25 protein-coding genes are annotated in these 23,938 nt (G+C 68.6%); 13 read left to right on the top strand and 12 right to left on the bottom strand.

The features are described from left to right. The first annotated feature begins 1 nt into the window (after position 1). The 6 genes from ccoN to BLU09_RS14435 all read left to right on the top strand — a co-directional run bounded on the left by ccoN (position 2) and on the right by BLU09_RS14435 (position 7,391). The gene (gene ccoN, locus BLU09_RS14460) at positions 2-2,383 is read left to right on the top strand and encodes a cytochrome-c oxidase, cbb3-type subunit I (RefSeq protein WP_090490136.1); all 2,382 of its coding nucleotides are present in this window, start codon (positions 2-4) and stop codon (positions 2,381-2,383) included. Continuing rightward, entirely contained in the window at positions 2,383-2,565 is a 183-nt protein-coding gene (locus BLU09_RS14455) for a cbb3-type cytochrome oxidase subunit 3 (RefSeq protein WP_090490135.1), read from the top strand. The genes ccoN and BLU09_RS14455 overlap by 1 nt, the downstream gene beginning before the upstream one ends. Continuing rightward, entirely contained in the window at positions 2,555-3,106 is a 552-nt protein-coding gene (locus BLU09_RS14450; protein WP_090490134.1) for a c-type cytochrome, read from the top strand. Before BLU09_RS14455 ends, BLU09_RS14450 begins: the two co-directional genes overlap by 11 nt. 20 nt (positions 3,107-3,126) lie before the next feature. Beyond that, positions 3,127-4,548: a cytochrome c oxidase accessory protein CcoG gene (gene ccoG, locus BLU09_RS14445; RefSeq protein WP_090490133.1), complete on the top strand. Its 1,422-nt coding sequence runs from the start codon at positions 3,127-3,129 to the stop codon at positions 4,546-4,548. A gap of 879 nt (positions 4,549-5,427) precedes the next feature. Further along, positions 5,428-6,801 (top strand): oxygen-independent coproporphyrinogen III oxidase, encoded by a 1,374-nt coding sequence (gene hemN / locus BLU09_RS14440; protein ID WP_090490132.1) that lies wholly within the window; start codon positions 5,428-5,430, stop codon positions 6,799-6,801. Positions 6,802-6,812: 11 nt separating this feature from the next. Continuing rightward, positions 6,813-7,391, top strand: a complete 579-nt coding sequence (locus BLU09_RS14435; RefSeq protein ID WP_186817816.1) for a hemerythrin domain-containing protein — start codon at positions 6,813-6,815, stop codon at positions 7,389-7,391. Positions 7,392-7,464: 73 nt separating this feature from the next. Here BLU09_RS14435 and BLU09_RS14430 read toward each other — a convergent pair whose 3' ends face one another. Both BLU09_RS14430 and BLU09_RS14425 read right to left on the bottom strand, forming a co-directional pair. Continuing rightward, positions 7,465-8,133 carry a proline and serine-rich protein 1 family protein gene (locus BLU09_RS14430; protein ID WP_244171726.1) on the bottom strand — a complete coding sequence of 223 codons (669 nt, stop codon included), beginning with the start codon at positions 8,131-8,133 and terminating at the stop codon, positions 7,465-7,467. Between the two features lie 193 nt (positions 8,134-8,326). Further along, positions 8,327-8,935: a 2,3-bisphosphoglycerate-dependent phosphoglycerate mutase gene (locus BLU09_RS14425; RefSeq protein WP_090490129.1), complete on the bottom strand. Its 609-nt coding sequence runs from the start codon at positions 8,933-8,935 to the stop codon at positions 8,327-8,329. A 169-nt stretch (positions 8,936-9,104) separates the two neighbouring features. Between BLU09_RS14425 and BLU09_RS14420 the strand changes: the two genes are divergently transcribed. Further along, entirely contained in the window at positions 9,105-10,373 is a 1,269-nt protein-coding gene (locus BLU09_RS14420; RefSeq protein ID WP_090490128.1) for a DNA glycosylase AlkZ-like family protein, read from the top strand. A gap of 114 nt (positions 10,374-10,487) precedes the next feature. Here the strand turns inward: BLU09_RS14420 and BLU09_RS14410 are convergent, their stop codons facing one another. After that, positions 10,488-10,949, bottom strand: coding sequence for a YaiI/YqxD family protein (locus BLU09_RS14410; RefSeq protein ID WP_090490127.1), 462 nt, complete (start codon positions 10,947-10,949; stop codon positions 10,488-10,490). A 15-nt stretch (positions 10,950-10,964) separates the two neighbouring features. Continuing rightward, a complete protein-coding gene (locus BLU09_RS14405) occupies positions 10,965-11,189 on the bottom strand; it encodes a hypothetical protein (RefSeq protein ID WP_244171725.1) in 225 nt (74 codons plus the stop codon). A 249-nt stretch (positions 11,190-11,438) separates the two neighbouring features. Here BLU09_RS14405 and BLU09_RS14400 point away from each other — a divergent pair, with 249 nt between their 5' ends. Next, positions 11,439-11,888, top strand: coding sequence for a hypothetical protein (locus BLU09_RS14400; RefSeq protein WP_244171724.1), 450 nt, complete (start codon positions 11,439-11,441; stop codon positions 11,886-11,888). A 53-nt stretch (positions 11,889-11,941) separates the two neighbouring features. Next, positions 11,942-12,340 carry a GFA family protein gene (locus BLU09_RS14395; protein WP_090490125.1) on the top strand — a complete coding sequence of 133 codons (399 nt, stop codon included), beginning with the start codon at positions 11,942-11,944 and terminating at the stop codon, positions 12,338-12,340. 34 nt (positions 12,341-12,374) lie between these two features. On the opposite strand, the gene BLU09_RS14390 is transcribed toward BLU09_RS14395, so the two are convergent. The 3 genes from BLU09_RS14390 to BLU09_RS14380 all read right to left on the bottom strand — a co-directional run bounded on the left by BLU09_RS14390 (position 12,375) and on the right by BLU09_RS14380 (position 15,263). Next, positions 12,375-13,418: a lipase secretion chaperone gene (locus BLU09_RS14390; RefSeq protein WP_090490124.1), complete on the bottom strand. Its 1,044-nt coding sequence runs from the start codon at positions 13,416-13,418 to the stop codon at positions 12,375-12,377. Between the two features lie 23 nt (positions 13,419-13,441). Further along, on the bottom strand, positions 13,442-14,368 hold the full coding sequence (locus BLU09_RS14385; RefSeq protein ID WP_186817817.1) for a lipase family alpha/beta hydrolase: 927 nt from the start codon (positions 14,366-14,368) through the stop codon (positions 13,442-13,444). A 256-nt stretch (positions 14,369-14,624) separates the two neighbouring features. Further along, on the bottom strand, positions 14,625-15,263 hold the full coding sequence (locus tag BLU09_RS14380; RefSeq protein ID WP_090490436.1) for a hypothetical protein: 639 nt from the start codon (positions 15,261-15,263) through the stop codon (positions 14,625-14,627). 235 nt (positions 15,264-15,498) lie between these two features. Between BLU09_RS14380 and BLU09_RS14375 the strand changes: the two genes are divergently transcribed. After that, complete coding sequence (locus BLU09_RS14375) at positions 15,499-15,861, top strand: DoxX family protein (RefSeq protein WP_090490122.1); 363 nt, start codon at positions 15,499-15,501, stop codon at positions 15,859-15,861. Between the two features lie 163 nt (positions 15,862-16,024). Here BLU09_RS14375 and BLU09_RS14370 read toward each other — a convergent pair whose 3' ends face one another. Continuing rightward, positions 16,025-17,074: a serine hydrolase domain-containing protein gene (locus tag BLU09_RS14370; protein WP_244171723.1), complete on the bottom strand. Its 1,050-nt coding sequence runs from the start codon at positions 17,072-17,074 to the stop codon at positions 16,025-16,027. Positions 17,075-17,247: 173 nt separating this feature from the next. Here BLU09_RS14370 and BLU09_RS14365 point away from each other — a divergent pair, with 173 nt between their 5' ends. Beyond that, a complete protein-coding gene (locus tag BLU09_RS14365; protein WP_090490120.1) occupies positions 17,248-17,616 on the top strand; it encodes a hypothetical protein in 369 nt (122 codons plus the stop codon). A gap of 11 nt (positions 17,617-17,627) precedes the next feature. Here BLU09_RS14365 and BLU09_RS14360 read toward each other — a convergent pair whose 3' ends face one another. After that, the gene (locus BLU09_RS14360) at positions 17,628-18,542 is read right to left on the bottom strand and encodes a serine/threonine-protein kinase (protein ID WP_090490119.1); all 915 of its coding nucleotides are present in this window, start codon (positions 18,540-18,542) and stop codon (positions 17,628-17,630) included. A 134-nt stretch (positions 18,543-18,676) separates the two neighbouring features. Between BLU09_RS14360 and BLU09_RS14355 the strand changes: the two genes are divergently transcribed. Further along, on the top strand, positions 18,677-19,597 hold the full coding sequence (locus BLU09_RS14355) for an RluA family pseudouridine synthase (RefSeq protein ID WP_090490118.1): 921 nt from the start codon (positions 18,677-18,679) through the stop codon (positions 19,595-19,597). A 102-nt stretch (positions 19,598-19,699) separates the two neighbouring features. On the opposite strand, the gene BLU09_RS14350 is transcribed toward BLU09_RS14355, so the two are convergent. Then, positions 19,700-20,710, bottom strand: a complete 1,011-nt coding sequence (locus BLU09_RS14350; RefSeq protein ID WP_090490117.1) for a ChaN family lipoprotein — start codon at positions 20,708-20,710, stop codon at positions 19,700-19,702. A 218-nt stretch (positions 20,711-20,928) separates the two neighbouring features. On the opposite strand from BLU09_RS14350, the gene BLU09_RS14345 reads away from it, so the two are divergent. Beyond that, positions 20,929-22,551, top strand: a complete 1,623-nt coding sequence (locus tag BLU09_RS14345; RefSeq protein ID WP_244171721.1) for a hypothetical protein — start codon at positions 20,929-20,931, stop codon at positions 22,549-22,551. 51 nt (positions 22,552-22,602) lie between these two features. Here BLU09_RS14345 and BLU09_RS14340 read toward each other — a convergent pair whose 3' ends face one another. Next, positions 22,603-23,109, bottom strand: a complete 507-nt coding sequence (locus BLU09_RS14340) for a hypothetical protein (protein ID WP_186817818.1) — start codon at positions 23,107-23,109, stop codon at positions 22,603-22,605. Between the two features lie 144 nt (positions 23,110-23,253). Beyond that, positions 23,254-23,874 carry a hypothetical protein gene (locus tag BLU09_RS14335; protein WP_090490115.1) on the bottom strand — a complete coding sequence of 207 codons (621 nt, stop codon included), beginning with the start codon at positions 23,872-23,874 and terminating at the stop codon, positions 23,254-23,256. Positions 23,875-23,938 lie beyond the last annotated feature (64 nt).

Here is a 23,938-nt window from a genome sequence, read left to right as displayed (position 1 = left end):
CGTGCATCAGCAACGAATCATCTATGACGACACCACGGTCCGGCGCTTCATCATCGCGTCGGTGCTGTTCGGCATCGTGGGAATGGCGGTAGGGGCGCTGGCGGCCAGTCAGCTCGCCTGGTGGCAGGCGAACCTGGGCATCCCCTACACGACCTACTCCCGCCTGCGCCCGCTGCACACGAACGCGGTCATCTTCGCCTTCGTGGGCAACATGATGTTCGCGGGCATCTACTACTCCACGCAGCGTCTGTTGAAGACGCGCATGGCGTCGGACCTGCTCTCGAAAATCCACTTCTGGGGCTGGCAGCTCATCATCGTCGCGGCGGCGATTTCGCTGCCCCTGGGCTTCACCACCTCCAAGGAGTACGCGGAGCTGGAGTGGCCCATCGACGTGGCCATCGCCGTCATCTGGGTCGTCTTCGCCATCAACTTCTTCTGGACGCTGGCGAAGCGCCACGAGAAGAACCTCTACGTCGCCATCTGGTTCTACATCGCGACCATCGTCACGGTGGCGGTGCTGCACATCGTCAACAGCCTGGCGCTGCCGCTGTCGGGGATGAAGAGCTACTCCGTCTTCGCAGGCGTCCAGGATGCGCTGGTGCAGTGGTGGTACGGCCACAACGCCGTCGCCTTCTTCCTCACCACGCCCATCCTGGGCATCATGTATTACTTCCTGCCCAAGGCGGCGGAGCGGCCGGTGTACTCGTACCGGCTGTCCATCATCCACTTCTGGGCGCTGGTCTTCATCTACATCTGGGCCGGTCCGCACCACCTGCTCTACACGGCGCTGCCGGACTGGGCGCAGTCGCTGGGCATGATTTTCAGCGTCATGCTGTGGGCGCCGTCGTGGGGCGGCATGCTCAACGGCCTGCTCACGCTGAAGGGCGCCTGGTACAAGCTGCGCGAGGACCCCGTCCTCAAGTTCCTCATCGCGGGCGTCACCTTCTACGGCATGGCCACCTTTGAAGGGCCGCTGCTGTCCATCAAGTCGGTGAGTGCGCTGGGCCACTACACGGACTGGATTGTCGGCCACGTCCACAGCGGCGCGCTGGGCTGGAACGGCTTCATGGCGGCCGGCATGTTCTACTGGCTGGTGCCCAGGCTGTACGGCACGAAGCTGCACTCGCCCAAGGCGGCGGACGCGCACTTCTGGCTCGGGACGGTGGGCATCCTCCTCTACATGGTGTCGATGTGGATCAGCGGCGTCACGCAGGGCCTCATGTGGCAAGCGGCGAACCCTGACGGCACGCTGCTCTACCCGAACTTCGTGGAGACGCTGCTGGCCATCCGGCCCATGTACATCGTCCGCTTCGTCGGCGGGTCCATGTACCTGGTGGGCTTCATCATGATGGCGTGGAACCTGTGGAAGACGGCCCGCGCCGGCAAGGCCGTGGACGGGGAGACCACCGTCGTCGTGGAGCCGCCCACGCCCGTCGCCGAGCCCGTCCCCGCCAAGGCCCCGACGCCCGGCTGGGTGCAGGTCGTCACGGGCCGGCCGTTGGTGTTCGCCATCGCCATCCTCACGGTGACGATGTTCCTCGGCTGGGCGAAGCCAGTGCGCGCGGTGGTGCTGATGGGCGCCATCATCGCGTTGGGCGAGTTCGCCTGGATTGTCACTCGCAGGGACCGTGAAGCAGGCCGTCCGTCGTGGTTCGGCCTCATCGAGGGCAAGCCGCTGGCCTTCACCGTGCTCACGCTCATCGCCATCCTGATTGGCGGTGTGGCGGAGCTGCTGCCCACCATCATGCTCAAGCAGGCGGTGCCGGCGCACGGCCAGGCGCAGGAGCCGTATTCGCCGCTGGAACTCCAGGGACGCGACCTCTACGTCCGCGAGGGTTGCTACACCTGCCACTCGCAGATGATTCGCCCCTTCGTGGCGGAGACGCAGCGCTACGGCGACGTGTCCCGCGCGGAGGAGTTCATCTACGACCACCCCTTCCAGTGGGGCAGCAAGCGCACCGGCCCGGACCTGCACCGGCTGGGCGGCAAGTACCCGAACCTCTGGCACTACACGCACATGATGGACCCTCGGGCGACGAGCCCCGGTTCCAACATGCCGCCGTACCCGTGGCTGGCCGAGCAGCGCATCGTCGTGAAGGACGCGCCGAAGAAGCTCGCGCTGATGCAGCGGCTGGGCGTGCCGTACAGCAACGCGGACGTGGACGGCGCCGAGGCGCGACAGAAGCGTCAGGCGGAGGGCATCACCGCGGACCTGGCGGCGCAGGGCGTCCAGGTGGCGTGGGATTCGGAGATGGTGGCCATCATCTCCTACCTCCAGCGCCTGGGCCGTGGGCCGCAGGACCTGCCCGCGCCGCCGGAGAAGGCGCCCGCGCCGCCGGACCGTCTGCCTGCCGCCACCATCGCCAGTGAGGAGGGCCGCTGATGTACAAGCAATTCTATCAAGGGATGTCGCTCACCGAGCTGCCCCTCTTCGCCTTGGTCCTGTTCATCGCGGTGTTCCTCGGCGTCGTCGCCTGGGTGTTCGTGGCGCGGCGCAGCGGGGACTTCGACGCGCTCGCGCGGATGCCGCTGAGCGAGCAGGGGGAGGTCCGCCATGAGCAGTGACAAGCCGCTGGTGCACTCCGTCTATGACGGCATCGAGGAACACGACAACCACCTGCCCAATTGGTGGCTGTTCATCCTCTGGACGTCCATCATCTTCAGCGCGGGGTACTGGTTCTGGTACCACATCGCCGAGGCGGGGCCCGGACAGCTCGGCGAGTACGCCGCTGAGTCCGCGGAGGTGGCGAAGCGCGCGTCCGGAAACGCGCCGGCGTCGGACAGCATGCTGCTCGCGCTGGCCAAGGACCCGGCCTCCCTGGAGAGCGGCAAGCAGGTGTTCCAGGCGAACTGCGCGGCCTGTCACGGCGTGCAGGGGCAGGGCTCCATCGGCCCCAACCTGACGGACGCGTACTGGATGCACGGTGGCGGGCCCATGGCCATCCACAAGGTCGTGGCGGACGGCGTGGTGGCCAAGGGCATGCCCGCGTGGGAGCGCACTCTGGGCGCCGAGCGCGTCAAGGCCGTCACCGCCTATCTGCTCACGCTCAAGGGCACCAACGCGCCTGGCGGCAAGGAGCCGCAGGGCGAGCCCGAGCAGCCGTAGCTCACGGAGAGGAAGCAGCCATGTCGGCGGCACCGCAGCGGGATGGCCCGCGCATCGACCAGCTCACGTCCATCCACGCGGATGGTTCGCGGCTGGCGCTCCACCCGGCGGACGTTCGCGGCCGGTTCATCACTCGGCGGCGGGTGGGCTTCGCGGTCCTCATCGCCATCTACCTGGCCCTTCCACTGGTGGAGGTGGGGGGCCACCCGGCGGTGCACCTGGATGTGGCGGCGCGCCGCTTCTATCTCTTCGGGGGCACGTACAATGCGCAGGACTTCTGGCGCGTCCTGTTCTTGCTGACGTCGGTGGGCTTCGGCCTGCTGTTCTTCACCGCGTGGCTGGGACGCGTGTGGTGCGGCTGGGCGTGTCCCCAGACGGTGTTCCTGGAGGCGCTCTATCGTCCCATCGAGCGGTTCATCGATGGGCCCCGGGAGCGGCGGCTGAAGGCCGCGAAGGAGCCGTGGACGCCCGGGCGCGTGGCGCGGGCGGTGCTCAAGCATGGCGCGTACGTCGCGGTGTCGCTGCTCATCTCCCACGCGGCGTTGAGCCTCTTCGTCTCGGCGGGAGGGCTCGTCGCGATGGTGGCCGATGGCCCAGTGGCTTCGCCGGTGGCCTTCACCTGGGCCATGGCCGTGACGGGTGCGCTGTACTTCAACTTCGCGTGGTTCCGTGAGCAGCTCTGCGTGGTGGTGTGCCCGTATGGCCGCCTCCAGTCTGCGATGCAGGACCGGGACTCGCTCATCGTCGGCTATGACACGCGGCGCGGAGAACCCCGGGGCCGCCTCATCAAGGCCGCTCCGGGTGTCCCGGCCCCGCCTCCGCGCGGCGACTGCGTGGACTGCTTCAAGTGCGTGGCCGTGTGCCCCACGGGCATCGACATCCGCAATGGCTTGCAGATGGACTGTCTGGCGTGCGCGCAGTGCGTGGATGCGTGCGACGGCGTCATGGACAAGCTGGGCCGGCCGCGTGGGCTCATCCGCTATGACTCGCTCAACGGATTGGACGGGCAGCCGCGGCGGGTGCTCCGGCCCCGCTTGTTCATCTACGGCGCGTTGATGCTGGTGGCGGTGGTGGGCCTCACGCTGAGCCTGGTGCGGCGCGTGCCCTTCGAGGCGAACCTGCTGCGCTTCCAGGGCATGCCCTACGTCGTCGAGCAGGGCACGGTGCGCAACCAGTTCGAACTGCACCTGGTGAACAAGAATCCCTCCGAGACGGTGCTCACCATCCGCGTGGACAGTCCCGTGCCCGCGAAGGTGGTGGTGCCACAGGCGCAGGTGACGCTCGCCTCGCTGGAGAGCTTCCGAGTGCCGCTGTTCATCACCGTGGAGCAAGGCGGAACGGAGCTGCCGTTCCACTTCACCGTCGAGGTGGCCGACGCGGCCTCCGGTGAAGTGAAGCGCATGGAGGCCCGGTTCCTGGGACCTGCCGCCAAGGGCGGTTGACATGAGATGATAGAGAAATGCCAGGTGACGTCGATGAAGAACGTCACCTGGCTCGGCTTCTCACGGTGGACCGTGGTTCATCCGGTCCTGGGCAAACCGCTCATGGCGGCTGAAATCCCAGTGGCAATCAGGCGTCCGCGTCCGTGGCCACACAGGTCGCGGTGCAGTAGCTCTCGCAGACAGTTCGCATGTAGGTCTTCGTCTTCGTGGCTGGCACGGTGCACGTTTCGGAATCCCATGGGAACTCGGTGCCATCGTCTGGGCACGTCCACCATCCGTGCAGGGAGCAGGCCTGGGCGCTTACTTCGTTCGACTCAGTCGAAGTTTCCGGCGTTCCCTCCGGGGCGGAACCTGGGCCACATGCCGTCATGCCGAGTGCAATGCAAAATGCTGCTGCCAACGTAGTTGACGCACGCTTCATGTTGGGTCTCGTTTCGCTAGTGGATGATGGTTTCTGCTTCCGGGCCCGTCTTGGCAGGCAAGTCTATCTATTGGCTTTGGTTTGAATTGTCGAATGATGGTTGCGTGTGGAGGGGATTGGAATTGAGTCTTGATGGATTGATCGAGGTGTGTCCTGTGTTTGTTGTTGCGGCGGTTTAAAGATCCAGTTTGGGTGTGCTGTGAACCTGGCTCCTGTTGTTGCAGGTGGTGCGTCCCAATTGGGAAGCCGATGCGTCCTTTGTGGCGCTGAAGTTCGGGACATTCGTCCTGGCCGGGGCTTGGCCGGTACTGCCAGATGCGTAGGTGCATCCGTTTGTTTGCGCAGGACTTGCACAGGGCCTGGGGGGAGTCGCAAATCGTGCGCGATCCTCGCCGGTTCCCGTCCCTGGCCCGTCCTGGATGATCCTGGCACGAGGCTTGGAATGGTGAAGCGGTGAGATGGAGCCCCCCCGCCAGGAAGTCCCCACGCCACCCGAAGCCCTGCTGAGCCGGTACGACGTCTCCGGCCCTCGCTACACCAGCTACCCCACGGCGCCCGAGTGGCGGAAGGACTTCGGTCCGGAGCACCTGGTGGAGCGGCTCGAGCATGCAGGCTCCCGGGAGCACGCCGAGCCGCTGTCGCTCTACGTGCACTTGCCCTTCTGCCGCAGCCTCTGCTGGTACTGCGGCTGCAACGTCGTCATCAGCCGGGACCGGGCCGCGGCGGACCAGTACATCGATCATCTGGAGATGGAGCTGGACCTGGTGGTGCAGCGGCTCGGCTGGCGGCGCTCCTTGTCCCAGATTCACTGGGGTGGAGGGACGCCCACCTTCCTGGATGAGCGGCAGCTCGAACGGCTGTGGACGGCGCTCACCCGCCGCTTCCGCATCGCGTCGGACGCGGAGGTGGCCATCGAAATCCACCCGGCCGTGACGACGCCCGGCCAGCTCACGCTGCTGCGGAGCCTGGGCTTCAACCGCGTGTCCATGGGCCTGCAGGACTTCGACGCGCGCGTGCAGGCGGTCACCAACCGCATCCAGTCCCCGGAGGAGACGCGGGCGCTGCTGGAGCACGCGCGGCTGCTGGGCTTCAAGGGCGTGAACTTCGACCTCATCTACGGCCTGCCGCACCAGGACGCCGAGGGGTGGGCCCGCACGCTGGACACGGTGTTGTCGATGCGGCCGGACCGGCTGGCCGTCTACTCCTTCGCGTTCATGCCCGAGGTGCTGAAGCACCAGCGGCGCATGCCCGCGGAGGCCATTCCCAGCGGGCGCGCCAAGCTGGAGTTGTTCCGCTCCGCCTACTCGGCCTTTGTGTCCGCGGGCTATCGGCCCATCGGCATGGACCACTTCGCCGTGCCCGAGGACGAACTGGCGCGCGCGCAGGCCGAGCGCCGGCTGGGCCGTAACTTCCAGGGCTACACCGTCAAGGCCGCGTCGGACGTGGTGGCCATTGGCAGCACCGGCATCAGCGACGTGGATGGCGCGTATGCGCAGAATGTCCGCGCGCTGCCGCGCTACTACGAGCGCGTCTCCCAGGGCTGCCTGGCCACGGAGCGGGGCTTGTCATTGACGGCGGACGATCAGCGCCGCCGCGCGGTCATCACCCGGCTCATGTGCAACTTCTGGGTGGACCTGGGGGCGGACGGCGCCGACTACTTCGCGCCGGAGCTGGGGCGGCTGCGCGCGTTCGAGGCCGATGGCCTGGTGACGCGCACCGGCTCGCAGCTGGAGCTGACGCCCATGGGGCGGCTCTTCGTCCGCAACGTGGCCATGGTGTTCGACGCGTATCTCGCGGGGACGGAGCGCCCCCGCTTTTCCCGCACGGTGTGAAGGGGTCGGTCATGGATGCATTGGACGTGTTGAACCAGGAGCACCGCCACATCCAGCGCGTGCTGGTCGTCTTGGAGCGGGCGGTGGCGAAGGGGCGCGATGGGGAGTTCGTCTCGGCCTCGCTCTTCCTGCGCGCCGCGAACTTCTTCCTCACCTTCGTGGACGGCAGCCACCACGCGAAGGAGATGGTGCTCTTCCAGACGATGGTGGCGCACCGGCTGCCGCTGGCGCCCGGGCTGCTGGCCCAGGTGTCCGGCGAGCACGGCACCGGCAGCGAGCACGCGGTGGCCATGCTCTGCGCGGCGGAGGCGATGCTTCGGGGTGGGGAGACGGACCCCGCGCGCATGCTCGACGCGGCGGATGACTGGTTGCGCCTGTACCGGGGGCACACCGCGGTGGAGGAGGCGCAGGTGTTCCCCATGGCGCGGCGGCTGCTGCCCGCGGGAATCCTGGACCGGATGCGGACGCGCTTCGCCCGAATCGAGGCATCGCATGGCTCGCTGGCGGAGGCTGCGGAGGCCATGGAGCGCGCCTTCACGCCCCCCACGGCGGGACGTCTCTTCCCGCGCGGACCGGTGTGCTCGTTCTAGAACGCGACGGGCGCCGCGGAAGCACTTCCCGCGACGCCCGGAGTCCTGCTGTCTGCCTGTCAGCCCGCGCGGCTCAGCGCTGCGAGAGAATGTCGTCCAGCCGCTTCTTGTCGCTGGAGAAGGTGAAGTGGCTGTAGAGCGTGTGGCTGTTCTGCGGGTCCAGGATGTACGGCTTCAGCTCGCGCACCACGGCCAGCTTGTCCTGGGTGAACTGGAAGTTGCCCAGGAGCTGGCCCACCTGGGAGACCAGGAAGTAGTGGTGCTGGGCCGCCGAGACGAGCACGCGCATCTTGTCCTCGGCGAAGGTCTGCAGGGAGATGGAAGAGTGGATGCGGCGCAGCTCGCTGTCCGAGATGGGCCGCACCACCGGCTGCGGGGGCGGCATCGGCGCCGGCGGCGGGAGGACGGTGGCCAGCAGCGGCGCCCGGTTCACCAGGTCCTGCACGGAGTTCAGCGTCTCCTTGGCGTTGCGGAACTTGTTGCGCTCCTGCCGGTTCATCCGCTGCTCGGCTTCCTTCAGCAGCTTCTCCAGCCGGTCCAGGCGCTCGTTCAACTCCCGCCGGTCCACCACCACCTGGCTGCCGGTGTGCTGCGGCGGGTAGTTGGGCTGGTGCGGATGGTGCGGCTGCGGCATCTGCTGCCCCGGCGGCGGGCTGGGCGGACGGCGCATTTCCGCTTGGGCGTGGGCATCCAGGGAGGGAAGGGCGAAGAGGAGAGCGAGGGAGGTGATCAGGGCCTTCATGGGGAGCGTCCTTTCATGTGCTCGAAGCATCTGACGCGCCGGGGCCGGTTCCATTCAACCGGACGCGGTAGGGCGTGCAGCCTGCCTCCGGACCACGGAAGTTCCCCCTGGAGCGGCCTGAGCCGTCCTCGCGCCGCCGTGCGTATCCCATGACTCCAGGGGGATGGGTAGTCCCCCTGTGCCTTCACCTGAGTCAGGGGGACGCGGTGTGCTTGGACAGCACCTCGCCGTCCGGCGACATCTCGTAGACGAGCGGCACCCCGGTGGCCAGCTCCAGCCCCACCACCTGCTCCCCCGTGAGGTGGTCCAGCTTCATCACCAGGGAACGGTTGGAGTTGCCGTGGGCCACCACCAGCACGTTCTTCCCCAGGCGCAGGTCCCCGGCGATGGCGCGCTCATAGAACGGCAACACGCGCTCCGCCGTCATCTCCAGGGACTCGCCGTTGGGGGGCGGCACGTCGAAGGAGCGGCGCCACACCTTGATTTGCGCGTCCCCCCAACGCTTCGCGGCGTCCGCCTTGTTGAGCCCCTGCAGGTCGCCGTAGTTGCGCTCGTTGAGGGCGGCGTCCCGGATGGTGGGGACCTGCTGTCCCAACGCGTCCAGGAGGATGGACAGCGTCTCCTGCGCCCGGATGAGCGCTGACGTATAGGCGACGTCGAACTTCATCCCTTTCAGCGCCTCCGCCGCGCGCCGGGCCTCCTGGCGCCCCTGGTCGGTGAGGGGGACGTCGACGAGGCCGGTGAAGCGGTTCTCTTGATTCCACAGCGACTGACCGTGTCGGACCAGGACGAGGGTAGGCATGGCCTCCAGGTAATCCCGAAGCCCTGGGGCGGCCAGGGGTGTACGCGTCCACCCGGGGCCGGGCGTTCCAGGCTCCACAGTCTCGCGCTCCGTTCAGGCTGCTTTCTCACGCGGTGCCCCTGGTGGAGCCGGGGCCCATCGCACTAGAGGGAGCGGAGGAGGAGACACCATGGCTCGCAAGGTCGCCGCATCCGCTGATTCCGCGCTGAGCATCACCCTGGCCCGCGCCCGTGCGCACTGGCTGCGGACGCAGGGGCTCGCGGAGCCGCTGAAGGGGAGCCTGGAAGAGGTGGTCGCCGCGACAGGCTGGGTGCGGACGCTGGGCGGCGTGGACGTGTACCTGGCGGTGCGGGCCCGAGTGCCGGGGCTGCGGCGGGCGGACCTGGACGCGGCGGCGGAGGCGTCCCAGCTCCAGGTGATTCCCGCGGTGCGTGGCTGCATCTACCTGGTGCCTCGCGCCCACGTGCCCCTGGTGATGCGCGTGGCCGAGGAGGCGTACCGCAAGCGGGCCGACCGCGAGCACGAGAAGGTGGGCCTGGACGCGAAGGAGCTGGCGGACGTGGCCGAGGCCGCGTTGGTGGCGCTGCGCAAGGGGCCGCTGTCCACGGACGCGCTGCGCAAGGCGATGCCCGCGGGCGTGGTGCGCAGCCTGGGCGAGGTGGGCAAGAAGGTGGGCCTGTCCTCGACGCTGCCGCCCGCGCTGCGCCACCTGGAGTTCGAGGGCAAGGTGGAGCGCCGCACGGAGGGCGGGCGGCTGGATACGGAGCGCTACCTGTGGCGGCTGACGGCTCGCAACCCCTTCACCGGGGCCAAGGTGCCCGCCGCGGCGGAGGAGCGCAACGCGCGGCTGGCGGCCCTCTTCTTCCGCCAGTTCGGTCCGGCGACGGTGGAGGACTTCGCGGCGTGGTCGGCCTTCTCGCAGCGGGACGCGAAGGCGGCCGTGGCGCGGGCGGGGCTGGTGCCAGTGGCCGTGGAAGGGTACTCGGAGGCGGCCTATGTGCCCGAGGACGTCCTGGCTGCCTTGCGAGAGAAGGTCCCCGTGGCGACGTCCGTGTCCCTGCTGCCCGCGCATGACCTGTATGTCTCGTCGCATGGCGGGCCCGCCTGGGTGACGGACCCCAAGCACCATGGCCTCGAGGTTCCGACGTGGGGCTCCGCCAAGGGCGGAACCCTGGGAGCGGCCGCCCACATCTTCGTCCGCCCCGTGCTGGATGCGGAGCGGCTGGTGGGGCTGTGGGAGTTCGACCCGAAGGCGGACGACGTGGTGTTCCACACCTTCGAGCCGCTGGCGCCCAAGCGGCGCAAGGCCGTGCAGGCCCTGGCCGAGGACACGGCCACGTTCCTTCGAGAGGACTTCAGCCTCGCGCGCAGCTTCAGCCTGGACAACGAGGACTCCGTGCAGAAGCGCGCGGACTTCGTGAAGTCGCTGGGGAAGTAGGCCGGAGCCTCAGCCCTGGCGCCGCTGCGTGCAGCGGCGCCGCAGCTCCTCGGGGGATACGTTCTCGATGTGGGCGTTGAGGGCCCAGCGATGGCTGAAGGGCGCTCTCAGGTTCTACTTGGGCTCCGCCTTCACCAGCCGGGTCAGCTCCCGGTCCAGGGCGCCTGCGAACTGCTGGCGGTCCTGTGCCGAGTAGCCGTCCGGGCCTCCAGTCGTCACGCCGCTCTCCCGAAGCTCCTGCATGAAGTTCCGGACGGAGAGCCGCTCGGCGACGTTCTCCTCGGTGAAGACCTCTCCGCGCGGGTCCAGCACCACGACGCCCTTGGGTACGAGCAGCGCGGCGAGCGGAATGTCCTGGGTGATGGCCAGGTCCCCCGGCTGCGCCTGCTGGGCGATGTGCTGGTCCGCGACGTCGAGCCCCGCGCCCACCTGCACGCTGGAGACATAGGCCAGCCGGGGCAGGGAGAGCGCGTGGTTGGCCACGAAGACGGAGTGAACCTTCACGCGCTGGCCAGCACGCAGGATGATGTCCCGGACGGGGCCCGGGCAGGCATCGGCATCGACCCAGATTTTCATACGGGCACGACTATCTCAGGATTCGCGCGCGGACTCACCCACGGCGCGCCGAGCGCCCGCGCCTTCCGGCCCAAGGCCCAGCGTGGGCTCCACGCCGGTGTGGTGGCTGCTCCAAGTGCGCACGGCCGTTCCGTCGGTGCCCTGGACCAGCAGGTCCTCTCCCTGTGACAGCGTCTCCAACTGGGCGACAGGGATGCCTTGCACGCTGGTGAGGACGAACGGCCAGGGAGCGGGGACCAACCGTGAAAGGCAATCCCTTGCGGTCGTCGTGACGCGACGCGTAGCCCAGGATGGAAGACATCGGCTGGGGACTTTGCGGAAGGACTGGCGGTTGCATCTATGATGACGCCCATGCGTCTACTTTCAATGCGTGTCGTCATTCCAATCATTGCCATCGCCATGCTCACCTCGGCTTGCGGTACCGACGCCACGGGGGAATGCCAAGGCACGCTCCTGGGCACCCGTGTGAAATGGCCCATCGATGGTGAAATGTCCCGGTGGATCCGCAATGGCTCTGGCGGGAATGGGCAGCACGGCACCTGGATTGACCTGAGCTACGACCCCAAGAGCACCGCGGGCATGACGAGGTTCGGCGTGGACATCCGGCTCGTGAATGGGGCGGTCGTCAGCGGCGGGCCGGTGACGGTGGCGTTGTCCAACGAGGACGGGCAGCGGCTGGTGCCGGCGGCGGACTCGCTGGTGGTGGACTGGCTCGCCAGCGTGGCGACACACTCGACGACGGGCTTTCCCGAAACGACGGGCGTGCCGGTGGCGGGCTCGGTGACCCTGGACGCGGTGAATGATGACCTGGCCGCGGGCCGCTTCGTCTATCGTTACAGGGATGGCAGTGAGCTGACCTGCACCTTCAACGTGCCGTCGCCGGAGCGGGCCGCTGGCTTCTTGGACGGGGACTATGAAGACGATGATGATGACGATTGAACCCTGCTCATGAATTGCGTGCTCGCTCGTGGTGTGTGTTGTAGAACGAGCGCATGAACAAGAACACGGGTGGCTGCTTTTGCGGAGCGGTGCGGTATGAGGTGAGCGCGCCGCTGACGGCGGTGACGTACTGTCATTGCTCGAAGTGCCGCAAATGGCATGGGCACGTCGGGGCCTACGCTGCCGTGGACCGGGATGGCTTCCGGCTCACGGAGGAGCACGGCCTCAAATGGCACACCGTCTCGCCCACGGTGCGGCGCGGCTTCTGCGTCGAGTGCGGTTCCAGTGTGCTGTTCGATGAAGCGCCTTCCGCGAAGATGTCGATTTGCGCCGGGACGTTGGAGTCGCCCACCGGCATCCGCGAGAAGGCGCACATCTATCTGGGCAGCAAGGGGGACTACTACGACATCACTCCGGGCCTCGTGGAGTACGACACCTTCCCCGGGAAGTGAGCACCCGCTTGCTCACGCCCCGGCGCTGTGAGGCTCAGGGGGCTCTGGCCGCCGCGTCGATGGCGTCCAGGGCTTCCACCCGCAGGCGCTCCTCCGGGGTGAAGGAGTCGAACAGCAGCCGCTGCACGGCGGCCTGGCGCGCGGCGGGGTTCGGCTCGGACTGGCCCAGCGCCTCCCGGCGGGAACGGAACTCCGCCAGTCGCCGCTTCCACTCGGCCTCCTCGCGGTCCATGGCCTCCAGCCGCTCGGTGGCCTCCGCGCCCACGGTGGCCAGCCGGTGCTGGCGCAGGTCCTCGACCGACGCACCGGATTCCACCAGCTCGCGCTCCACCGCCTGCTGCCGCAGGGGGCGCAGCGCCTCGTCGCGGCTGGCGCGGTATTCCGCGGGGAGTTGTTCATCCAGCGCGGCGATGCGGCGCTCGCGCTCCTCAGGCGACAGCGTGGTGTCCTGCTGGAGCTTCATCCGCTCCACTGACACCGCGTCCACCCGCTCCTCGTCACCGAAGAGTCCCTCCGCCCAGGGGCCCAGGTGCTCGCGGCGCAGCTCACGCAGGGACTCCAGCCGCGCGCCCAGGTCCAGCTCCGCGCCCCGTTGGTTCGCCGCGAAGGTGCGCGCCGCGTCGCGATACGCGAGGTAGTCATCCAGCACGCGCACGGCTTCCTCCATCGCCGCGGCTGGCAGGTTCTTGGCCCGCAGCGAGGCGAGGATGCGCTCCCGGATGACGGGCAGTCCTTCCTCGCCCATCGCGGAGAGGTAGTAGTCGAACAGGCGCCGCAGGTCCACCGACACCACCAGGTGACCCGATGCATCCACCTGCGCCGAGCCATCCTCCTCCGTGTCCTGGAGCGAGCCCGGCATGGGGGGCAGGGTGGGCGTGGCGGACGTGGGCGACGCGGTGAGCACGGCACGGTGCGGCGCCGGTGTACCCACGCGCGGCGCGGAGGGCATCGGCGTTGAGACAGCGGCGACAGCGGGCCCGGGCGGCGTGGGCGTCGCCCGGGCCTTCCACCATGAGAACACGCCCGCACCCAGCAGGGCGCACAGCGCGGCTACGGGAATGACGGCGCGGCGCTTCATGGCGGTCCTTCGCGCGCGGCCGTCTAGAGGCCGAGCCCCTTCAGGCGGTTGGCATGGTTGCGGAACACCGTCTTCGGGTTGGTGAAGAAGGCGGTGAGGCCCAGCACCTGGTTCACCTCGTCCAGGTGGTTCATGTCGTAGTTGTCACGCAGCACCGTGCCGAAGTGCGAGCTGCACTTGCCGACCAGGCCGTCGTTCGCCTCGCTGTAGAAGAACGAGCTCAGCTTCATCGGGTAGTCGGACGCGTCGAACAGGTTGGTGAAGGGGTCCGTGCCGGACCAGGAGTAGTAGCGCTGGCCCTGCGTGCCCGTCGCGGCGCCCTGGCCACAGCTGCTGGAGGGGATGCCCGCCGGGTACTTCTGGTTGAACGCCGCCGTGCCGGACTTGCTGAGCGCCGCCAGCGCGCCAATGGCGTCCTGCGGGTTCGTCTTCCCCGACAGCAGCCCCAGGACGGTGCCCAGGTTGTTGGCGAAATAGGCCAGCACGCTCTCCGTGAAGGAGCCGCCACGGAGGTTGGCGCGCAGGTAGTCCGCCAGGTCCGCGCCCTTGTGCGGAGAGCCCACCGTCGTCACGGACGCCACCAGGTCCGGGCGCACCGCCGCCACGTAGCGCACGTCCAGGCCGCCGTGGCTGTGGCCAATGAGGTTCACCTTGCCCTTGCCCGAGCGCGCGACGATGTCCTTCACCTGCGCCAGCAGCGCCTCGCCACGCTGCTCCGTGGTGTTGAACTGCGGAACGCTCGTCACGTACACCGTCGCCCCGCCCGCGCGCAGGTCGGTGCCGATGCCGTAGAAGTAGTCGTAGACGCCAAACAGTGAGTCGAAGCCCGCCATGCCGTGCGCCAGCACGATGGGATAGCGGGTCTGCGTTTGGGTACTCGCGAGCGCGGGTTGCGCCCACAAGCCAAGTGCCGCGACAGCCAGAACCAGTGTCCGGACAGCGTTTCGCATGAGGAGGGGCTCCTGTTCGGGGGACGGGTCCACTGCGGATTGACCCGCGAATCAACGCGTAGGCCAATCACAGACCAGAATCAAGGCGCCTCCTGCATTATCGGCAAACCGGGCGAGGCCAGTTGTCGCATGCTCTTGCTGTGTTGCGTCAAGGGCTCACGGCGCAGTGCGTTGAGTAGAGCCGGGGCTGCGCGAGCGCATCAAGGCGGCGCGGACCGCGCGCAAGAAGACGATCCGGCGCTGGCGTTCGAAGGGCCTACGCCTCGGGCTGTGTGGAGGGATTGCCCGCGGGCGGGAGGAAGCCCGCTTCGTAGTCCGCGAGCAGCTCCGGGAAGACAATGCACTTCTGCGTTTCGGGATACACGCCGGTGGAGTAGCGGATGGCAGCATAGCCGAAGATTTCCGTGAACAGCGCCAGCTTCGCCTCCGCGGGGGCCCGGCGGACGTGGTCATGGAAGGCGAGCACTTCTCCCTCCAGCGAGAAGGGCCGCGCGTACATGGCATGGGGAATCACGTCATGGACGATGCGGAAGACGCAGTTCTCCTCCGGCGTCCACAAGGGATGTTCGCAGTGCTCGGTGTTGATTTCGAGCTGTCCCCGCTCCAGGTCCGCGACGATGTCCTCCGGGCCTGCGTAGACGGTGCGCGTCGAATAGCGGATGGACAGGCAGGGCCGGACGGCTTCGTAGACGTCGAAGGCGTGGGCCAGCAGGGCTCGCCAGGAGCCGCTGCATCCCTCATCAAGGTGCCGGGCGTCGGCCGCATAGGCATCCGTCACCCGGGTGGCGAACGCCAGCAGCGCGGCGGGTTGGAATGCGCGTGGCGCTGGGTCCGCATAGGCGGTGAGCGGAAAGCGTGAGTCAATGCGCTGGCGTAATTCGTTCAGCAACGTCATGGAACGACCCCCATGATGGCCATTGGAGCGCGCGGCCAACCTCTCCGTCAACAGCACATCCTTCCCCGAATGGGCGTGTTCGCTGCGCCTCGTCCCTTGTGGAGAAGTGTGTGGGGTCGTTAGATCGGCGAGGCTTCCAGGTCTCACTTCCACCCAGGGCGTCTCTCTCATGTCGAGCACTTTCTCCGCCGCCTCCCCGGCCTCCACGCAGTCCGCCCCTGCCGCCAAGAGATGGATGCTCTGGCTGGGACGCATCTTCACCGCGCTCGTCGTCGCCACGCTGGCCTTCAGCGCGTCGAAAAAGCTGGGTCAGTCACCCGAAGTCATCCAGGGATTCGAGAAGTCTGGCTACCCTGGCTCGGTGTTGCTGACCATTGGAATCACCGAGCTCCTCTGCATGGTGCTCTACGCGGTGCCGCGGACGGCCGTCTTGGGCGCCATCCTCGTTACGGGCTACCTCGGCGGCGCCACCTCGACGCACGTGCGTCTGTCCGAGCCGTTCATCGCCCCCATCCTCGTGGGCGTTTTCGCCTGGGCGGGGCTGTTCCTGCGGGACGCACGTCTCCGGGCCTTGCTGCCCCTGCGCCGCTCGCCCTGAGCACGCGCCACGGCTCCTCTCCTGGCGTCAGGCTTTCGTTGTCTGCGGGCGGGCGCTCATTCTCCGGGCGCCCACGAAGTCCAGCACCGCGTTCAGCTTCGCCGCGCCCGACGAGGGAAAGACAATCGCGTGGGGCGGACTCCCCCGGCAGCGGGCGCCGAACCTATGCCTCCGTCGGGAGGAGGCGGGACAGCAGCTCGAGCCCTGGGGCTTGCAGGGGGATGCGCCCACGGAGCGCGGAGAAGAAGGACCAGCCATGGTTCGCCAGCAGCACCACGCCCGCGTCCGCTCCAGCGGCGAAGCCCATGAAGCTGGTGTAGCCCCGGATGACGGAGGCGCGCCACACCACCGGTTGACCGCGCACCTGCGTCACGCTCCATCCGAGCCCCATCTTCCCAGGGTTCGCCTCCGCACGCGGCACATGGGTCAGCTGCAGGGCACGCACGACGCCCGCGTCGCCCCGTCCGAGGTTCGCATCGAGGAAGCGGAGCAGGTCGGGGGCGGTGGAGTAGGCGGCGCCAGCTCCCGGCAGTGCGGGGAAGGTCCATTGGGGGATGGGTTTGCCTCGCGCCGTGTGGCCGGGCGTCAGGCGCGGCTCCTGTTCCTCGGACACGCGCAGCGTGGTGTCGGCCATGCCCAGGGGCTTGAAGAGCAGGTCCCTCAACGCGTGTCCGTAGTTGACCCCCGCGCGCCGGGAGAGCGCGTGGCCCAGCACCCCCATGCCCAGGATGGAGGGCGCATAGCGGCGCGGCGGCGGCCATTCCGGCTGATAGGTCTGGAGGAATTCTCCGAAGTGTCTCGCGTCGTAATGGCCGAAAGGGTCCTCCATCGTCTGGGCGTTCTGCTCCAGGTTGGGAGGCAGGTGGGGCATTCCCGAGGTGTGTGTCGCCAGTTGCTCCAGGGTGATGCGGCCCGCCGTGGCATCCGCGAGCAGCGACCGGGGAATCACCTCGGACAGGGGCATGTCGAGCCGTGCCTTGCCCTGGTCCACGAGCAACGCGAGGAGGGCCCCCGTGAAGACCGGGGTCAGCTCGCCCAGCGCGAAGAGGGCGCTTTCAGAGGGCGGCGCGCCTTTGCTCCGCAGCGCTTCGACGTGATGCACGCCTCCCTGGGTGATGCCGGCGCAGAGGGACGCCGTGCGATATCCGCGCACGTAGGCACGAGTGGCATCCTGGAGCAATTCACCGGGGGGCGGCTTCGGCACGGAACGCATGGCGGGCCTTCTACACCATGTGTCCGGAGCGGCCAGGGAGGGCCGGCGTCGGGGCGTCCGCGCCTTGCTGTCACACGCCTGCACGGGAATTGACGGAATGTCATTCGTCCGCCGTGTCGGAGCCGACCAAGTGCGCGGAATCTTGGGAATGAAGCGTTGGAACGGCATGTGTAATGGCCTCCTGGCAACAGGAGGTCCACGCCATGCCCGTTTGCCGTCCGCCCGTTTCCCCTGGGTTTTCCGCCACGCGTCACTTCGTCGAGCGCAGCTCGCTTCGGCAGCTTCGCGACGATGTGCTCGACTTCATCCTGGAGTTTGGCATCCGGACCCGGGCGACGGGCATGACGCACGTCACGGTGCTGGAGCGGGAGCTGCCGTGGGCCTGGCGGAACCTGGATGTGGCACGGCAGGCGCGTGGGTGGATTGTCCTGCTCAATGACGAGGAGCGCCTCATCACCTGCTACCGGCGCGGCGATGCGAACCGCTTCATCCGCCGCAAGCCCAAGCACCGCATGTCCGGTGTCCAGCTCCAGGGCCTTTGAGCGGGAGGCGCTCACGCCGCGCGCAGCAGCAGGAACATCAGCATCGCCAGCAGCGCCGCGATGCCCACGGCCAAAGGGCCCAGCGGCGCACGCTGGGTCAGCAGTCGCCGCGCGGAGATGGCGCTGTCGGGGCGGTCCTGGATGGCTTCCGAGAGCAGGCTTTTCAGCAACCGGCGCAGGTGCCGGGGCACGCCCTGGGGGAGTGGCTGCGTCTCCGGCATGCCTCCCGTGAGCGCCTCGTGCAGGACGCGCCCCAGCGCATGCAGGTCCGATTGCGGGACGGCGCGGCCCCACTGTCGTTGCTCGGGAGCCTGGTAGCCATGGGCACCGGGAGGCACGAGCGACAGGCCGAAGTTCGTCAGCATCGCGCCGTCCTTCGCGAGCAGGATGTTCTGGGGCCGCACGTCTCCGTGGACAAGCCCTGTTTCGTGCGCGGCGCCGAGCGCGTCGAGCAGCCGCAGCGCCAGTTGCTCCACCTCTTGGAAGGGCAGTGCGTTCACCCGGTCCCGTCTCGTCTCCAGGTCGGGCGCAATCACGGGCTCCAGGGCGTACCAGCAGTGGCCGCGCTCCTCGCCCACCGCCAGGACGCGGACGATGCCCGGGTGGCGGAGGCTCCGCAGTGTCTCCGCCTCCCGGTGGAAGCGCGCTCGCGCCTCCGCATCCGCTGTCACCGAGGAAGACATCACCTTCACCACGCATGGACCCACATGGCCTTCCGCTGCGTACAGCCAGCCCGTGGCGTCGGTGTCCAGGCGGGCGTTCAGCTGGAAGCCCGCCAGGGATTCACCCGTGAGGTCCGGCTCCAGCGGTGTGCTTCGCGTCTGCGCGCCGGGCGTGAGGTCCGCACCGCAGGCGGCGCAGGTGCGTCGCGGGCCTGCCTCGGCGCCAGGGTGGGGCGTATGACATGTGGGGCAGGTCGGATTCACGGGGCCGGGCCGGGTCGATTCTTCGCCATCTTCCGGGCCGTCCTCGTCGTCCGCAAGCCATGCTCCCGTGTGGCTCGGTGGGGACTCCGCCCAAGGCCGTTGACTCGCCCCTCGCGTTGAGGGACGGGAAGCGCATGGCACTGCAGAAGGTCCAGGTTCCTCGTGAGGCCGCCGGTGAGCGGCTCGACCGCTTCCTGTCGAAGCAGGTCCCAGGCATCAACCTGGAGCGGGCCCGTGCCCTGATTGATTCGGGAGCGGTTCGCATCCGGGGCAAGAAGTGCCAGCCCACGCGCAAGCTGTGGGGCGGCGAAGAGATTGAGCTCGAAAGGCCCGAGCCACGCGCCGCGCCGGTGGCTTCTTCTGAAGGGCCGGTGCTGCCAGTGCTTCATGACGATGCGGCCCTGGTCATCGTGAACAAGCCTCCGGGCATCGTGGTGGAGCCGGAAGGGCGCGCGGCCTCCGTGGTGGGGTTGCTCGCCGCGCAGCGGCCGCCCTTCGATGTGGAGGGACTGGCCCAGCCCGGGGTGGTGCACCGCCTGGACCGGGAGACGAGTGGCTGCCTGGCCTTCGCACGCACGGACACGGCCGCCGCCGCGCTCCTGCGCTCCTTCCAGGAGAAGCGCGTGGACAAGCGCTACTGGACGCTGGTGTTGGGACAGCCGCCCGCGCGGGGACGTCTGGAGGGGCCCTATTCCAGAGATCCGTCGGACCCTCGGCGCTTCACCACCCGCGTGCCCTCCGCGCGTCGCGCGGCGCTCTCCTTCGAGGTTCGCGAGCGCTTCGCGGATGCAGCGTTGCTGGAGGTCGACCTGGATACGGGCCGCACGCACCAGGTTCGCGTGCAGCTCTCCGAGGCCGGGTTCCCCGTGCTGGCGGATTCACTCTACGGTCCGCCGGAGGCACGCGCGCATGCCGCGGCGCGGGCGTTGGGCCGGCAGGCGCTGCATGCCTTCACCTTGGAGCTGCCGAGCCCCGCTACGGGTCAGCCAGTCCGCGTCGAGGCGCCATTGCCCGAGGACTTCCAGCGCGCTCTCACGGTGCTGCGTGGTGGGTGAGCGCGGTCGTCCTTAGAAGCGCACCTGGAGCAACAGGTTGCCGCCCACGATGTCCGGCGAATCCCAGACGTGTTGGCCATGTCACGCCTCGCGCCCCGGGAGTTACTTCTTGGGGCGCTTGAGGAGCGCGGCGCACGGATCCTCCATGGGCACCGCCGGCGTGAACCAGACGTAGTCGAAGGGCAGGGATTGCGCGCCGAAAGAGGCCGCGTAGTCCGCCGGCTCGGGCAGCTTCGGGTCGACCTCCAGCAATCCCACGGAGCGCACGTCCTGGCCGGGCGCACGGGCCGCGAGCTGCGCGGGAACGCCCCGGTCCGTCCGTGCATGGCCATTGCCTGTGATGAGTACGCCGCCCTGGCCCGTGTCCGCGCTCGACAGCCGGTCCGCCAGGTGTGCATCCCGTGCACGTTGGGCCTGCACCATGGGACCGAGCATCTCCTGGGGCAGATGACCACAGTGGGCTTCGTCCTGCTCCTGGCGCATCGCCTGCTCCACCGGTTCGGGCAGCGGCGTGTCCAGAGACAGGCGCTGGCGCAGCTCGGGGGCCAGGGCCTCCGGGCCGCGCATCACCAAATCCCTCACCTGCGCGCGCGGCAGGTTGGCGGCGACGATGGGAAGCCCCGCCTCCAGCCCGGCCGCGAACACGGGCCGATACAGGGCCCAGTCCGGCCAGCCACTGCCCGCCCAGTTGACAGCGAGCGCGAGCGCCTCCGTGTCCCGCGGGGCCTGGGCCAGTGCCGCGTCCACCGCCGCTTGTTGCCCCACGTCGAGCATCTCGAAGGCCAGCGCGGGCTTCCGGCCTCCCTCGGTCAGGGCCTGGATGAGCCACGCCTGGAGCTGGTGGTGGTCGGGCTGGTCATGCCGCTCTCCCAGCACCACGAAGCGGGCCTGGGCGAGCGAGCGGCGCAGGGTGTTCGCGTCCACGAAGCGGGCCGCCTTCACGTCCCAGATGCGGCCCGTGAGCGGATGCTCTCGGTGCAGAGGCGAGGACCACTCGATGGGAAGCGGCGCCTGGACGCTAGGCTGCTCCACGGCGGAACCAGGACGCGTGGCGCTGGCGCGCGAGCAGGCGGTGGCGACCAGCAGGACGGAGGCGATGAGGAGCGTGCGCATCACGCGCGCCATTCATCCACAAGGGAGGCCGTGTGGACCACTCCCTGGGTGGCGAGGTGGTGGACCGGTGACAACCGCTGGCGCGAGGGCGTCCCGGAAGGGACCCGACGGGATGGATAGGGCGCCGTGACGGATGCGTTTCCCTCCCCACCGGGCGGATTGTTGCGTCACCGCGCGCGCCTGAGGTTGCCGCCTGTCGAACCAGAGGGGAGCAACGTATGCGTCAGGGGAAGTGGAAGCCCGTGCGAGTGGCGCGGTGGAGCAGCATGTTGCTGGGAGTGATGCTGTCCGCCTGCGGTATGCCCTTGGACGACGCGCCTGAAGGCGTGCCGGAGGCGGTCTGGGAGGCGTTGGACGGGCGGGCCGGACCGTCCGAGATGGGAAGGAACATCGGGAAGCGTCCGCCCACGGGGCGGCCGGGCGAAGGCGTGGCCTTTGATGGAAAACAGTTCCTGGTCGTCTGGCAGGACGAACGCGAGGGGGGCGTCTTCGGCGCGCGGGTGACACCCAAGGGGAAGGTGCTGGACCCGGGGGGCTTTCCCATCAACGCGGGCAGCGGGTTCGATGGCGGGCAGCCTCGAGTGGCCTGGGACGGAAAGTTCTTCCTGGTCACCTGGGTCAGCGCTTCCGGTCTGGTTGCCGCCCATGTGGAGCGGGACGGAGATGTGCGCCGCCGGTTCGTCGTCTTCGGCTCCGATGAGGTGCGAGGGCCTCCAGGCATCGCCTGTGCGCACGAGTTGTGTCTGCTCGCCTTCCCCTTCGTCGGCGATGTGGAGAGCATCATCAACGCCATCCGTGTGACGTCCGACGGAGACGTGTCCGAGCGCACGCAGCTCTCCGTCTCCGCCTCCAACATGGCCATCAGCCCGGCCGTGGCCTGGGACGGCAAGGAGTTCCTGGTCGTCTGGAGTGACGAGCGGGGTGGAACCCTCACGCCGGACCTCTTTGGGAACCGGGTGACGAAAGACGGCATCCGATTGGATGGGCCTGGCGGTGTCCCGCTCGTCGTCCGTGAGGGCGCTCAAACCGTCCCCGACGTGACGTGGACGGGCAACCACTTCTTCGTCGTGTGGCAGGACGACAAGAACGATACCGCCGATGTCTACGGCGCCCGTTTCCGAAAGAACCTCGCGTTGGACGGGCCCGCGGCCTTCGGAATCGCCACGGGCGCGGACGAGCAGACGCTGCCGCGGGTGGCGCCCAGTGGCAACAAGTCGCTCGTCGTCTGGGATGCCACCCGGCAGGGTATCCACCGCGTGCGCGGTGTCCGGGTGGGGGACAACGGAAGCATCCTGGGCTCGAGCTTCACCATCTCCACGGGGGACTTCCAGCAGGAGATCGCGCCCGCCGTGGCGGCCGGAGACCACAAGTTCCTCGTCACCTACGCGGGCACGACGACAGGCACGGACGAATTCGGCCCGCACGAAATCCTGGCGACCCGTGTGACGCACGATGACACGGTGAAGGACAGGCCGGCGCTGCGCCTCACGCGCCCGTGGGGCCACAAGCCTCCGGTCGCCGCCGCGCGGGGCACCGATGCCTATCTGGCGGTCTGGAGTGAGAATCTCTCCGGCACGCCGGGCATGCTGGCCGCTCGGGTGAGCCTGGATGGACAGTTGCTCGATGTGCCCGTCGTGTTGCCCGCCGGGGCGACGTCACGCGCGCCCGTGGTGGTGTGGGACGGGACGGCCTGGTTCGTGGCGTGGGAAGAGGGCGCCGCTGACGCCACGGGATTCCAGGGGGCGCGCGTGAGTGGAGCGGGCCCGGCGCTGGAGGTGAGCAGCCTGTCCCGTTCCGCGCTGCTTCCTCTGGAGATGCTGGCGCCGTCCGCCGAGCGCTGACGGCGCGCCTCCCGGCCAGGCGGGCACTCCGCCTGGCCCGGGACGGTCCTGCTACTTCGAGTCCACCACGACGACCATCCACCGGTCCGTGGCGTGGTCGATGCGGATGTTGGCGGCGCCGGCCTCCTGGAACTGCTGGATGATGCCCTCCAGGAAGGTGAGGTGCTCCTTGGGCGCGTCCACGAAGATGTTCTTCGGGCCGTTGCCCTTCGCCTTGGCCTTCTTGGCGGGGGCGCCGGCCGCGCCGTTGATGGCCTCGGGGGCCGCGGCGGCGGCCTTCAGACGGGCGGCGGCGTCGTCCACCGTCGCCTCGGTCTCCTCGGCCTCGGGCTCGGGCTCCACTTCCGGGGCGGGGGCGGGCGCGGCGGCGGCGGCCGACGCGGCTTCGTCCTCGGCCTGCTCGCGGAGCTGGTTGAACGTCTTCATGTTGATGGTGCCGCCAAACTTGTCCTTGAAGGACTCCAGCGCCTCCTTGCTGCTGATGTCCGGCTGCTGGCGGAAGAGGTCGAGCAGAAACGCGTGGCGCTCCTGGGTCTGCTCTTGGGTCGTCCTGGCCATCGTCTTCGTGCTCCTGGGTGTGTCGCGATGTCGCGAAAGGCGGCGCACCCTATCCGGAGCCGTGTAGCGCCGCAAAGGGGGGCCTGAGCCTCCCCTTCGCGGGCATGACTCGCGTGCCGAGCCACACGCGCTGGACGTATGCTCTCAGCGCCGGGGCGGCGGCGGCGCGCTGTGGTCGCAGTGCAGCAGCGACGGCGGGTCGAAGCAGGTGAAGCGCTGGTTGTCGAGCCGGCACACGCCGTCCGGCGTGTTGGCGCACTGCACCTCGGTGCGCGTGGCCTTGCAGTCATAGCCGCAGGCCATGTCCTCGGAGGCGTTGAGGCAGCGGGGCGCGGGCGTCTCCGCGCCGTACTGGTGGATGACGGCGTCCGGCGGGTCCCAACAGGTCAGCGTGTTGAAGTTCGTGGAGCAGACGCCGTAGGGCGTCCGGTTGCAGGCCACCTCGCCGTTGAACTGGCGGCAGTTGTAGCCGCAGGCCACCTGGCCCCGGCTCTCCTTGCACTCCGGCTTCGCGCTCGTGGTGGGCGGGTGCTGGATGGCGACCAGGGGCGGGTCCCAACAGTGCACGCCTCCCACCAGGACCTCACAGATGCCGTAGGGCGTCCGGGCACAGGCTGTTTGTGTTCCGGTCGTCTTGCACTGGTAGCCGCACACCGAGCGTCCCTGGGAGAACACGCACTGCGGAGGCGGGGGGCGGACCACGGGCTGTTCCGAGGTCGTCACGGGAGCCGTGGCGAGCCACAACGCGGAGAGGAGGCTGAGCATGGTGGGAGGCCCGACGAAAATCGCGGCGGTTTATTCAAACCGCGCGTTCGGGCTCCCAGGTTCC

The organism is Myxococcus virescens (assembly GCF_900101905.1).
GTDB lineage: Bacteria > Myxococcota > Myxococcia > Myxococcales > Myxococcaceae > Myxococcus > Myxococcus virescens.
Note: the sequence above shows the minus strand (reverse complement) of the source record. Positions and strands in the feature narration are given on the sequence as shown.

Excerpts from the sequence above, each read along its gene's own strand:
- BLU09_RS14455 (WP_090490135.1), top strand. The coding sequence starts at position 2,383 with ATGTACAAGCAATTCTATCAAGGGATGTCGCTCACCGAGCTGCCCCTC.
- BLU09_RS14450 (WP_090490134.1), top strand. The coding sequence starts at position 2,555 with ATGAGCAGTGACAAGCCGCTGGTGCACTCCGTCTATGACGGCATCGAG.
- ccoG (WP_090490133.1), top strand. The coding sequence starts at position 3,127 with ATGTCGGCGGCACCGCAGCGGGATGGCCCGCGCATCGACCAGCTCACG.
- hemN (WP_090490132.1), top strand. The coding sequence starts at position 5,428 with ATGGAGCCCCCCCGCCAGGAAGTCCCCACGCCACCCGAAGCCCTGCTG.
- BLU09_RS14435 (WP_186817816.1), top strand. The coding sequence starts at position 6,813 with ATGGATGCATTGGACGTGTTGAACCAGGAGCACCGCCACATCCAGCGC.
- BLU09_RS14430 (WP_244171726.1), bottom strand. The coding sequence starts at position 8,133 with ATGAAGGCCCTGATCACCTCCCTCGCTCTCCTCTTCGCCCTTCCCTCC.
- BLU09_RS14425 (WP_090490129.1), bottom strand. The coding sequence starts at position 8,935 with ATGCCTACCCTCGTCCTGGTCCGACACGGTCAGTCGCTGTGGAATCAA.
- BLU09_RS14420 (WP_090490128.1), top strand. The coding sequence starts at position 9,105 with ATGGCTCGCAAGGTCGCCGCATCCGCTGATTCCGCGCTGAGCATCACC.
- BLU09_RS14410 (WP_090490127.1), bottom strand. The coding sequence starts at position 10,949 with ATGAAAATCTGGGTCGATGCCGATGCCTGCCCGGGCCCCGTCCGGGAC.
- BLU09_RS14400 (WP_244171724.1), top strand. The coding sequence starts at position 11,439 with ATGTCCCGGTGGATCCGCAATGGCTCTGGCGGGAATGGGCAGCACGGC.
- BLU09_RS14395 (WP_090490125.1), top strand. The coding sequence starts at position 11,942 with ATGAACAAGAACACGGGTGGCTGCTTTTGCGGAGCGGTGCGGTATGAG.
- BLU09_RS14390 (WP_090490124.1), bottom strand. The coding sequence starts at position 13,418 with ATGAAGCGCCGCGCCGTCATTCCCGTAGCCGCGCTGTGCGCCCTGCTG.
- BLU09_RS14385 (WP_186817817.1), bottom strand. The coding sequence starts at position 14,368 with ATGCGAAACGCTGTCCGGACACTGGTTCTGGCTGTCGCGGCACTTGGC.
- BLU09_RS14380 (WP_090490436.1), bottom strand. The coding sequence starts at position 15,263 with ATGACGTTGCTGAACGAATTACGCCAGCGCATTGACTCACGCTTTCCG.
- BLU09_RS14375 (WP_090490122.1), top strand. The coding sequence starts at position 15,499 with ATGCTCTGGCTGGGACGCATCTTCACCGCGCTCGTCGTCGCCACGCTG.
- BLU09_RS14370 (WP_244171723.1), bottom strand. The coding sequence starts at position 17,074 with ATGCGTTCCGTGCCGAAGCCGCCCCCCGGTGAATTGCTCCAGGATGCC.
- BLU09_RS14365 (WP_090490120.1), top strand. The coding sequence starts at position 17,248 with ATGGCCTCCTGGCAACAGGAGGTCCACGCCATGCCCGTTTGCCGTCCG.
- BLU09_RS14355 (WP_090490118.1), top strand. The coding sequence starts at position 18,677 with ATGGCACTGCAGAAGGTCCAGGTTCCTCGTGAGGCCGCCGGTGAGCGG.
- BLU09_RS14350 (WP_090490117.1), bottom strand. The coding sequence starts at position 20,710 with ATGCGCACGCTCCTCATCGCCTCCGTCCTGCTGGTCGCCACCGCCTGC.
- BLU09_RS14345 (WP_244171721.1), top strand. The coding sequence starts at position 20,929 with ATGCGTCAGGGGAAGTGGAAGCCCGTGCGAGTGGCGCGGTGGAGCAGC.
- BLU09_RS14340 (WP_186817818.1), bottom strand. The coding sequence starts at position 23,109 with ATGGCCAGGACGACCCAAGAGCAGACCCAGGAGCGCCACGCGTTTCTG.
- BLU09_RS14335 (WP_090490115.1), bottom strand. The coding sequence starts at position 23,874 with ATGCTCAGCCTCCTCTCCGCGTTGTGGCTCGCCACGGCTCCCGTGACG.